Source organism: Nonomuraea sp. NPDC051941 (assembly GCF_044593615.1).
The window spans coordinates 89444-99293 of the sequence record NZ_JBIUCF010000052.1 but is presented as its reverse complement, the minus strand read 5'-3'; the positions used below and the strand labels follow the sequence as shown (position 1 = coordinate 99293).

The window sequence follows — 9850 nt, the reverse complement described above, 5'->3', positions numbered from 1 at the left end:
AGCCCGCTCGGCCGCCTCCTGCGCGACCAGGTGCTGATGCGGGTGTTCAACCAGGCATGGATCCAGCGCTGGACCACGTACACGACCTCCCAGCTCTGGGTGAGCTACCGGCGCGGCCCGCTCGGTGGGCGCGGGCGCAAGCCCCGCCCCGGCGACCGCATCGGCGACCTGGCCTGCGAACGCCCCGACGGCAACCGCACCCGCTTGCACGCCGAGCTGCGCGGGAAGTGGGCCGTGCTCGGCGATCAGGCCGCCTTCGAGGCGGCCCGGCAGCGGCTCGGCGACCAGGTGGTCAGCCTCCGCGCCGCGGGGCCCGCGAGCGGGCTCGCCATGCTCGTACGCCCGGACGCCCACCTGGCCTGCAAGGGCGGCCCCGCCGAGCTCGCCCGCTGGCTGGACGGAGCCCTCGGATGACCGCCACCCGAGGGCGCGGACGCCCGCGCGACCCCGAGACCGACACCGCGATCCTGAACGCCGCGCTGGAGCTGTTCGTCGAGCGCGGCGTCGAGGGCACCAGCATCGAGCAGATCGCCAAGCGCGCCGGGGTGGGAAAACTGACCGTCTACCGCCGCTGGAGCACCAAGGAGGACCTGCTCGCCCAGGCCATCGAGCGGTGGGTCAGCGACGAGGTGACACCGTCGGCCGCCGACGTCTCCGCCCTACCGCCACAGGCCATCGTCGAACACATCCTTCCCGCAGCGGCCGAGATGGCTGCGAGCCCCGACTTCCGCGCGCTGGTCGCCCGCATCATGGGCTCCGCCGTGAGCCATCCTTCGCTGATGGCCGTCTACTGGAGGCACTACATCCTGCCCCGCCGAGAGCTGGCCGCCGCGATGCTTCGGCGTGCCCAGCTGGACGGCATGGTGGCACCTGACGCCGACCTGGATGTGCTGATCGACATGATGGCCGGGGCGGTGACCTATCGCGTGCTGCAGCCGGATCCGCCGGACGCCGCCGAGATGCTGCGCTACCTCACTGCCGTCTACCGCCAGGCCGGCCTGTATCCGCCCGCCCAGCAGACGCATTCATGACAGCAACCTCCCCTGGGCCTGGCCGGGGTACCGGTTCGGGCGGGGTTGCGGACGGGGTGCTTTCCCCTCTTCACCGGCAACCAGGGTGCCGCGGGCGAAGAGCTAGGGCTGCTGGTAGAGATCGGGGATCCCATCGTGGTCGGAGTCGGCGGTCTCGGACCGGTGGATGCGCCGGTAGACGCGGGCACGCAGCCGAAGGATCACCGTGGCCAGCAGGGCCGCGGTCAGGGAACCGGCCAGGACCGCGATCTTGAACCGCGCGTCGGCCTCGCCCGTCCCGAACGCCAGCTCCCCGATCAGCAGCGACACGGTGAACCCGATGCCGGCCAGGACGGCCAGCCCGGCCATGTCGATCCAGGCCAGCCCTTCGTCCAGAGTGGCGCGGCGCAGGTCACGCAGATCGCCGGCGACGAACTCCCGTTTGAGCTCCAGACCGGCCACGAAGAAGAAGATGGCCAGCAGCCCGTCCGCGGCCCAAGTGGCCAGGTCGAGGTTCAGGTGCAGCGCGGCAGGGCCGGCCTCGATGGCGCGCAGGTCCTGGTAGGTCTGCGCCCACGGCGAGTTGGCCCAGATCAGCGCTGTGAGCGCGGCGGCCAGCAACAGCGCCCCGCCAATCGTTTCCTTGCGCAGGATGTCGGCGATGCGGCGCGCTTCGGGCCAGGTGCTCCGGTTGAACTCCCCTGCCAAAGGCGGCCACTTTGAGCATTCGATCGATCTCGGAGTGTTATACCGTCGATGTGGGCGCGACCGCGGTGTTTCCACTGGTCAGCTTGGTATGCCCCGTCGTGTGAGGCGATCTGATGGGAGGCGGTGGAGTGCTTCACCTCGTCGCTCTCCTCGCGCTGGGGGTGGTCCTGCTGGCCGTAGCGGGTGATTTCCTGGTGTCCGGGGCCGGGAGGCTGGCCGCACGGCTCGGTCTGCGGCCGATCGTGGTGGGCGCGGTGATCACAGGCATTGCTGCCTCCGTCTCAACGCTGATCGTGGCCTCGCTGGCCAGTCTCAGGGGGTATGAGGAACTGGCGGCGGCCGGTCTGGCCGGCGCGAACATCGTCAACCTCACGGTGGTCCTGGGCGTCGGCGGACTCGTGGCCGAGCTGAGGATCAGCTCTGCGCTGCTGCCGCGTCAGGCGCTGCTGTCGACCGCGGCGGTCACGATCTTCGCGCTGATGTTGCTGGGCAGGCTGACGTGGGGGGCGAGCGCCCCCTGGTCGTGGCCCTGATCGGCGCGGTGGCGCTGCTGGTGGTCGTGACCCGATCGAGTCAGCAGGACGTGATGGCTGCGCAGAGCACGCGTTACCTCACGACGGCCGGACCGGCGCGCCTGGTGGTGGGAGGTGGCGCGGACGCTCGCCGGCCTGGCCGGTGCCCTCGCCGGTGGTGCCCTCGTCGCCCTCACCGCCGCGGGAGCGCCCGCCATCACCCCGACCGTCAACGTCGCCATGGTCGGCATCAGCGGATTCATCTGTGCGCTGCTTCCCATAGGGACACCGCTGGCCCGCGGCTGGTCAGTGGTCCTGCTGGTGGTCTATGCCCTGGTGCTGCTCATCTGAGCAGCGCGTCGTGGCAGGTGCGTCGGCGACTGCATCCCGGCGGTCGGGTCGGCCGTAGCGACGGTGACCTGCCGTGCTGCGGCCGGATCCGCAGAACGTCGCCGAGATGCTTCGCTACCTCACCGGCTGTCTACCGCCAGGCCGACCTGTACCCGCTGGAAAACTCCTGGCCTGCAGCCCGTCGAGCGACAATGCTCAGCTCGGCCGGACGCGTACCGGCAGGGCGGCCAGCGCCCGTTGCAGGCCGGGCCGCCAGCCGATCTGGTCAGCGGGCACGGCCAATTCCAGCCCCGGCAAGCGGCGCAGGAGGGTGCTGAGGGCGATCTCGGTCTCGGCGCGGGCCAGTGCGGCGCCCAGGCAGTAGTGGATGCCGTGGCCGAAACCGAGATGGGCGTTGTCCGCGCGATGCGGGTCGAGCTGGTGCGGACGGTCGAAGCGGCCCGGGTCGCGGTTGGCCGCCGCGTACACCACCTGGACGGCCTCACCCGCGCCGATGGTGACGCCGCCGAGCTCGACCGGTTCGAGCGCGTAGCGCAGGACGGCGATCTCGGCGGGTCCGCTGTAGCGCAGGAACTCCTCCACCGCACGAGCGATGTCATCGTCGCCGAGTTTCGGCGACCGGGTGAGGATCAGGTGGACGCTCTGGCTGATGAGGCCGACCGTGGTCTCGTGGCCGGCGATCAGGATGCTGACGGACAACGCGATCAGCTCGTGCTCGCTGAGCCGGTCGCCGTCTTCGTCCCGCACGGTGATGAGCGCCGACAGCAGGTCATCGCCGCCCTGGCCCGTCTTGTGGGCGATGAGCTGGGCCATGTACGCCACAAGCCCGCGTGCCCCGGCCGCGATCCGGGCCGGGTCCGGGGCGGTCAGGTCGCCGGCCCACGACCGCCAGGTGTCGCGATCTTCCGCAGGCACGCCGAGCAGTTCGCAGATGACCTGGATCGGCAGTGGGTAGGCGAAGCACTTGATGAGGTCGAATTGCTCCGGCAGGCCGTCCAGCAACTCGTCGGCGATCTGCTGGATGCGCGGGCGCAGCCGCTCGATGCGGCGGGCGGTGAACGCCCGCGACACCAGCCGCCGCAGCCGGGTGTGGTCCGGCGGGTCGTAGGCGCCGAGCGTGCGGAGCAGGTACGGGGCCACGTCGTCAGGCAGACCGGCGGTTGCGGCCAGGTCGAAGGTGGCCTGTTTGGCCGGGTCGCTGCTGAAGCGCGGGTCGGTCAGCACGAGGAGGCTCTCGGCATGGCCGGTGACCAGCCAGACGGGGCTGCCGTCCAGATACACGCCCCGGCTGACCGGGCCGTCGGCGGCAAGAGCAGCCAGAAACGCGTCCCGGTCGACGGCGGTAGGTAGGTCACGGAGGTGGTTCATGGTCATGACAACGACTCCAGGTCGGTGGTGGTCGCCATCCTGATGCCAGTGGCAGCCAGGCGGATGGCGGTGGCCAGGGGGCCGGAGGTGGGATGCCGCTGGGGCTGGGGAGGTACGGCCACGCCGATCGCGTGCGCGCGGCTCGGGCCGCGATTCAGCGTGGCTACCTCATCGCCACGCTCAAGCGAGACGTCCACGACGGCGCGGCCGACGTGATGGGTGGCGCCGAGGATGAGCAGCTTCATGACGTCCCTGGCAGGACGGGAAGCCATATGGCTGAGGGGCGGTCCGGGTCGTGGAAGATCTCGTGGCTGGATGGGCGCAGATCGCGTGCCGTGGCGAGGGGGTCGTCGGTGCCGGGGTTGCGGCCGAAGCGGGGATGGGCGCCGCTGGAGACCTGCAGCCGGATCCGGTGGCCACGTGCGAAGCGGTGAGCCAGCGGCCACAGCTCGATGTCAGCAATCCGGATGTCGCCGGGCTCGCTGAGGCGGACGATGCCGTCGCACAGGTTGGTCGAACGGCCACGGGGTGACACATCGCACAAGCGGGTGAAGTAGTCGACGTGCGGGATGGATGAGCGGGCGTGCAGGCGGGCTCTGACCGGGCCGATGACGTCGATGTCGTGTGGCAGCGGGTCGGAGGTGAAGGTGAGGACGTCCCGTCTGGCCTCGATGCGGCGGTTGTCCTTGCGGCCGGCGGACAGGCCGACTGCGGTGCCGCCTATCGTGGGGGTGGGGTCGCCGGGGTCGTAGCGGTAGCGGCTCGGCGGCATGCCGTCCGTGGCGACTTCGTTGCTGAGTCGCCCGCCGGGGTGCAGGTGCCAGGGGGTCGGCTCATGCGGGGGCGGCCATCCGGGCAGGTCCTCCCAGCGGCCCACACCCGTCATGTACAACCGCACCCCTGAGGGCGGCTGTTCGCCGAGCAGAGCCGCGTCCAATGCGGCCAGCGCGTCGCGCATGCCGTGGCGGGTGTAGAGACCCCTGCCGTGTCCCCACGGTCCGATCAGCAGCCGGACCTGGCGTCCTGCGGCCCGCAGTGCGGCGTGGTCGGCGAGCATGCCGGGCAGGAAGAAGTCGTCCCAGCCGCCTTGCAGGTGCACGGCAGGCGGCATGCGGGCGACGTTCGCGCGGTGGTCCATGCGGGCCCAATAGGGGTCGTCCGGGCCGTGCTCGATCCACTCGCGGAACCAGGGGACGCCGTGTCCGGTCAGCGCGAGGTCGGCCTCGTTCAGGGGGAGCGTCAGGGTGGCCCGCCTCAGGTCACGGGTGGCGGTGACCATGGCCAGCAATTGGCGGATGGTGGAGTAGCCACCGGTGAACATCCGGTCCACGAGCTGGACCCAGCCCAGGGCGTTGCCCAGCGCGAAGGCCCCGCCCGGGTACATGAAGCGGTGTGCGAACTCCGCGGGGGCGTCCTGGATGAGGGCGATCTTCCATTCGGGGATGTCGCGGGCGGCCAGCTCCCACTGCGTGTAGCCGAGGTAGCTGGCTCCCCAGGTGGCCAGCCGGTCGCCGAACCAGGGCTGGGCGCGCAGCCAGGTGAGCGTTCCGTCGGCGTCGGCGGGGTCGATGGTGAAGCCGTCGAAGCGTCCGGCTGATCCGGCGGTGCCGCGCAGGCTCTGGTAGAGCACCTGGTAGCCGCGCTCGGCCAGCAGCGCGGGCATGCGGTCCAGGGCGTTGCCTCGGCCGTACGGGCTGCGCAGCAGGACCAGCGGTGGCCGGTCGACGTCGGCGGGGAAGTGGCGGTCGGCCAGCAGGCGCACACCGTCGGCTGCGGGGATCACCAGGTCGCGCTGCACCCGTACCGGATGCCGGTGCTCGGGACGGACGTCGAACAAGCGGCTGAGAAGGGTCATCGGGATCGCCTTCCAGGGTTGGCAGTGGTGTTCGCCGACCAGACTTCCCGGCACTCCATCGCGCTCCTGACGGAGGTTGATACCGGTAATATAGCGAAAGTTCGGAAATTTCTGAAGCCTGAATTGCTTCGCTATGCTGCCCGGAGGAGGTGACCGGGTGAGCGATCAGGAACGGTGGCAGGCCGCCGAACGGCTGGCACTGGTGCTGACCGAGGGCGGCCTGCAACGCATGTCGGCGCGAGCCCTGGCGGTCTTCCTGTTCACCGACGCCGAGACCGTCACCATGGGCGATATCGCCGACCGGCTCGGCGTCAGCGCGGGATCGGTGTCCGGCGCGGTCAAGGCCCTGCTGTCGGTCGGTCTCATCGAACGCCTGCCCGCGCCCGGCAGCCGCCGCGAGCACTACCGGCTGCGTGACGACGCCTGGGCCACCCTGTTCTCCACCCAGAACACCGTCGTCAACGTCATGCTGCAGGCTGCCGAGACCGGCATCGCCGCCACCGCCTCCGGCGACCTGGCCCACGCACGGCTGACGCGGATGCGCGACTTCTATGAGTTCCTGCTGGGTGAACTGCCCGGCCTGCTGCGCCGCTGGGAAGAGAAACACCCACCGCGCTGAGCATGCCTCACCACACCGGCGTCACCAGGCCCGCGCCCACATCACCGGAACAGCGATGCCAGCGATGCCGAAAGACCGGAGCGCACTATCCGGCACGTCCCGGTAGGGATAACCTGACGCCAGGTGAGCCGGGAAGCCTGGTCGGCATGTCCAGTCCGCATCGAGACAAGGATGTGCCCGTGCGCCCCCGAACCCCACCGTCTGATGGCTCCACATCTGAGCCTGCGCCCCCGCCCACGACCCGCGCGATCGCGCCGGTCATCGACATCGCCCACCTGAGCAAGCACTATCGCGACGTGACGGCCGTCGACGACGTCACCCTGCACGTGCAGGCGGGACAGATCTACGCCCTGCTGGGCCTCAACGGCGCCGGCAAGACGACCCTCATCCGCATGCTGCTCGGCATGGTCGCCCCCACCGCTGGGACGGTGCGCGTCCTGGGCGCCAACGTCTCCGCGGGCGAGCGCACCGCCTGGGCGAAGGTGGGCTATCTGGTGGAGGCGGCCGCCGCCTATCCGGAGTTGACCGTGCGCGAGAACCTGGAGGTGGTCCGCCGGCTGCGCCGCCTGCCCGGCACCGCTGACGACATCATCGAACGCCTGGCGCTGGCCCCCTACGCCGAGCGCCGCGCCCGTACACTCTCGCTCGGCAACCTTCAGCGCCTGGCCCTGGCCAGGGCCCTCCTCCATGCCCCCGACCTGCTCATCCTCGACGAACCCGTCAACGGCCTGGACCCCGCCGGCGTCGCCGAGATCCGCGCCCTGCTCGCCGACCTCGCCCACCAGCACGGCACCACCGTGTTCCTGTCCAGTCACCTGCTGGCCGAGGTCGCCCGCCTGGCCACTCGCATCGGCATCCTCCACCACGGCCGCCTCATCGGCGAACACGACGCCGACCAACTGGACCAGCACCGGCACCGCCACCTGCGCCTGGCCACCCGCGACGACGCCACCGCCCAAGCGGTGCTGCGCGCGCACGGCTACCACCCCGCCCCCGCCGCGCCGGACGGGCTGCTGCTCACCGACGAGCGCGCCCTCTCACGGCCGGACCGGGTTTCCGCCGTGCTGGTGCACGGCGGAGTTCCGCCTACGGAGCTGCGGCTGAAGGAAGAAGACCTGGAGGCCTACTTCCTGCGCACGATCGGACAGACAGCGCCCGCCGAACAGCCCGGCCAGTTCGCTGAGGAGGGGACCCAGAATGCGTGAGGCGCTGTGGGCCGAACTGCTCAAGGTGCGGCGTAGCCGCCTGCCCTGGATCACCGCGCTGGCCTTCACCCTCGCCGCGCTGGTGTGCGGCATGTTCATGTTCATCCTGGCCGACCCCGCCCGTGCCCGAGCGCTGGGGCTACTCGGCGACAAAGCCCAGCTGTCGGGCGCCAGCGCCGACTGGCCCGGCTACCTCGCTCTGCTCGCCCAAGCCGGCGCGGTCGGCGGAGGCGGCGTCTACGGGCTCATCGCCATCTGGCTGTTCGGCCGCGAATTCAGCGACCACACCGCCACCGACCTGCTCGCCCTGCCCACCTCCCGCACCGCCATCGCGGCCGCCAAGTTCGCCGTCGCCGCCGTCTGGGCGCTGCTGCTGGCCATCCTGCTGGCCGGGCTCGGCCTGCTCATCGGCGCCCTGCTCGGCCTGCCCGACTGGTCGGTCCCCACCGCCGCCGTAGGCATCGGGCGAATCCTGGCCGCGGCCGCGCTGGCCGCCCTGACCACCACGCCCCTGGCCCTGGCCGCCAGCATCGGCCGCGGCTACCTGGCCGCCGTCGGCGCCCTGTTCGGCCTCGTGTTCTGCGCCCAGGTGATCGCCGCGATCGGCTACGGAGCCTACTTCCCGTGGTCAGTGCCCGGCCTGTTCGCCGGCATCGCCGGCGAGAACCAGGACCCGCCGGGCCTTCTCGGTCTCCTGCTGGTTGCAGCCACCGGCTCGGCCGGAGGCATCACGACCGCCTTCTGGTGGAACCGCGCCGACCACACCCGATAACGCCGCCTACCAGGGGCTGGAAGACGTTCTCCACCGCGAGATCGCCGAACGCGTCCTGCAGCGACGGCACACATACTCCGACCACCCGGCGGCTGGCGGCCACTCCTCCTGCTCGGCGTGCTGCGAACACCACGCCTAGTGCCAAGCAACGCGAACAGTGCTCGGCATCCATCGGGAACTGCCTGCGAGAGCCAGCTCCTGAAACCTTCATGGCGCGCCAGTACAGGCGAAACGCAATTGTCCGGCGAGTGTCCGGTCGTTGCCCTGGCTCAGGTTCATCAAGCGGTGAAGCGTTGTGGATAGCTCAGCGCCATCTCAGATCGTCACTTCCACGGAGGTGGAGAATACATGCGCGCCAGAAGTATCACGTCGGTACTCTTCGCGGCTGCGGTAGCAGTCGGGCTCACAACATCGGCGACAACATCAGCAACGGCAGCCGTCGCCGCAGCCTGCGACAACGCAGCTTGGAAGCCCTACTGGACGGCCGGTCCTACCCAGCCGGGCACGATCAACGGAGAGGTCAGGCGACAGGGAGCTACCTGCGGCAACGTGAGCGTGGTCGCTGTCGTCTACCGGGAACATGGATGGTGGGATGAGGTTGTCGCGTCCCACGAACGCATCTACGCCGTCGGCACACTGAGGGCTAGGGGCACGTGTTGGCAGGGCAACAACGAGTACTACACACAGATCCGAATCAATGGCACGACCATGGCTCAGTCTGACCATGTCAGCATCCGTTGCTAAGGCGGCTCTGGGCCCGTTCAGGCCCTTCTCAGGCAACGCGGAACGGCCCGCCAGCGGTGCACGCTGGCGGGCCGTTCAATGTATCGGGGTGGCGCCGCTTGCGGGGAAGGTGGGCAGGGCGATGCTGCGCTCGGTCAGGTGTGGGATCAGGTCGTTGACCCGGTACATACCGTGCTGGGCCATGACCCTCGCGCGTCCACCACCGGTACGGCATGAGTGCGATCGGAACCCTCCAAGAGGTTCACTCAGTGCTCCCCGTGAGTGCCGCTTGGGCAGTCATGATCCGCTGGCCTTGATCCTTTGGGCTTGATCCTTTGGGAACGTATTGGGAACGATCAACCGTAGCCCGCCAGTGTCCGCCGTAGACGGCCGGACATAACGCGAGAGGCCCGTCACCGCGTTTCCGCTGGTGACGGGCCTCTTCCCGCTGGTGTGGCAGGTGCAAGGTTCGAACTTGCGTAGGCTGAGCCGACGGTTTTACAGACCGCTCCCTTTGGCCACTCGGGCAACCTGCCGTGCCATCCGCTCTCGCGGCGACAGATAGAAGGATAGCGGACTTCCGAGGTGTACGTGACAACGGTTGGGTGTGCGCCGGATCTCCGTTGGGCACCGCGCCGAAACGGGTGGAGGGGAGCCGGAATCTGGACGGTTCTTCGTACGGGGAGCGGTGTCCTGCGCGGCGGGCCGATGCTGGCTAGGCTCGTGC

General features: G+C 69.9%; 10 protein-coding genes, 1 tRNA gene and 1 pseudogene. 7 read left to right on the top strand and 5 right to left on the bottom strand.

The features are described 5' to 3' along the window. A pseudogene (locus tag ACIHFD_RS54715) lies at nt 1–414 on the top strand (oxygenase); the annotation flags it as partial. Continuing rightward, entirely contained in the window at nt 411–1031 is a 621-nt protein-coding gene (locus ACIHFD_RS54710) for a TetR/AcrR family transcriptional regulator (RefSeq protein WP_397373657.1), read from the top strand. The pseudogene ACIHFD_RS54715 and the gene ACIHFD_RS54710, both read left to right, overlap by 4 nt. A gap of 102 nt (nt 1032–1133) precedes the next feature. Here the strand turns inward: ACIHFD_RS54710 and ACIHFD_RS54705 are convergent, their stop codons facing one another. Next, nucleotides 1134–1718, bottom strand: a complete 585-nt coding sequence (locus ACIHFD_RS54705) for a Na+/H+ antiporter NhaA (protein ID WP_397373656.1) — start codon at nt 1716–1718, stop codon at nt 1134–1136. Between the two features lie 128 nt (nt 1719–1846). On the opposite strand from ACIHFD_RS54705, the gene ACIHFD_RS54700 reads away from it, so the two are divergent. Further along, nucleotides 1847–2251: a hypothetical protein gene (locus ACIHFD_RS54700; RefSeq protein ID WP_397373655.1), complete on the top strand. Its 405-nt coding sequence runs from the start codon at nt 1847–1849 to the stop codon at nt 2249–2251. Nucleotides 2252–2365: 114 nt separating this feature from the next. Further along, on the top strand, nt 2366–2581 hold the full coding sequence (locus ACIHFD_RS54695) for a hypothetical protein (protein WP_397373654.1): 216 nt from the start codon (nt 2366–2368) through the stop codon (nt 2579–2581). Between the two features lie 195 nt (nt 2582–2776). On the opposite strand, the gene ACIHFD_RS54690 is transcribed toward ACIHFD_RS54695, so the two are convergent. Genes ACIHFD_RS54690 through ACIHFD_RS54680 form a run of 3 tightly spaced genes read right to left on the bottom strand, consistent with a single transcriptional unit; the run spans nt 2777 to nt 5804 of the window. Then, nucleotides 2777–3955, bottom strand: a complete 1179-nt coding sequence (locus ACIHFD_RS54690) for a cytochrome P450 (RefSeq protein WP_397373653.1) — start codon at nt 3953–3955, stop codon at nt 2777–2779. Then, entirely contained in the window at nt 3952–4194 is a 243-nt protein-coding gene (locus ACIHFD_RS54685) for a hypothetical protein (RefSeq protein WP_397373652.1), read from the bottom strand. The genes ACIHFD_RS54690 and ACIHFD_RS54685 overlap by 4 nt, the downstream gene beginning before the upstream one ends. Beyond that, nucleotides 4191–5804, bottom strand: a complete 1614-nt coding sequence (locus tag ACIHFD_RS54680) for a CocE/NonD family hydrolase (RefSeq protein WP_397373651.1) — start codon at nt 5802–5804, stop codon at nt 4191–4193. Before ACIHFD_RS54680 ends, ACIHFD_RS54685 begins: the two co-directional genes overlap by 4 nt. 157 nt (nt 5805–5961) lie before the next feature. Between ACIHFD_RS54680 and ACIHFD_RS54675 the strand changes: the two genes are divergently transcribed. The 3 genes from ACIHFD_RS54675 to ACIHFD_RS54665 all read left to right on the top strand — a co-directional run bounded on the left by ACIHFD_RS54675 (nt 5962) and on the right by ACIHFD_RS54665 (nt 8400). Then, entirely contained in the window at nt 5962–6423 is a 462-nt protein-coding gene (locus tag ACIHFD_RS54675; RefSeq protein WP_397373650.1) for a GbsR/MarR family transcriptional regulator, read from the top strand. Between the two features lie 179 nt (nt 6424–6602). Continuing rightward, a complete protein-coding gene (locus ACIHFD_RS54670; RefSeq protein WP_397373649.1) occupies nt 6603–7628 on the top strand; it encodes an ABC transporter ATP-binding protein in 1026 nt (341 codons plus the stop codon). After that, nucleotides 7621–8400: an ABC transporter permease gene (locus ACIHFD_RS54665; protein WP_397373648.1), complete on the top strand. Its 780-nt coding sequence runs from the start codon at nt 7621–7623 to the stop codon at nt 8398–8400. Before ACIHFD_RS54670 ends, ACIHFD_RS54665 begins: the two co-directional genes overlap by 8 nt. A 1177-nt stretch (nt 8401–9577) precedes the next feature. Here ACIHFD_RS54665 and ACIHFD_RS54660 read toward each other — a convergent pair. Beyond that, a tRNA-Tyr gene (locus ACIHFD_RS54660) sits at nt 9578–9659 on the bottom strand. Nucleotides 9660–9850 lie beyond the last annotated feature (191 nt).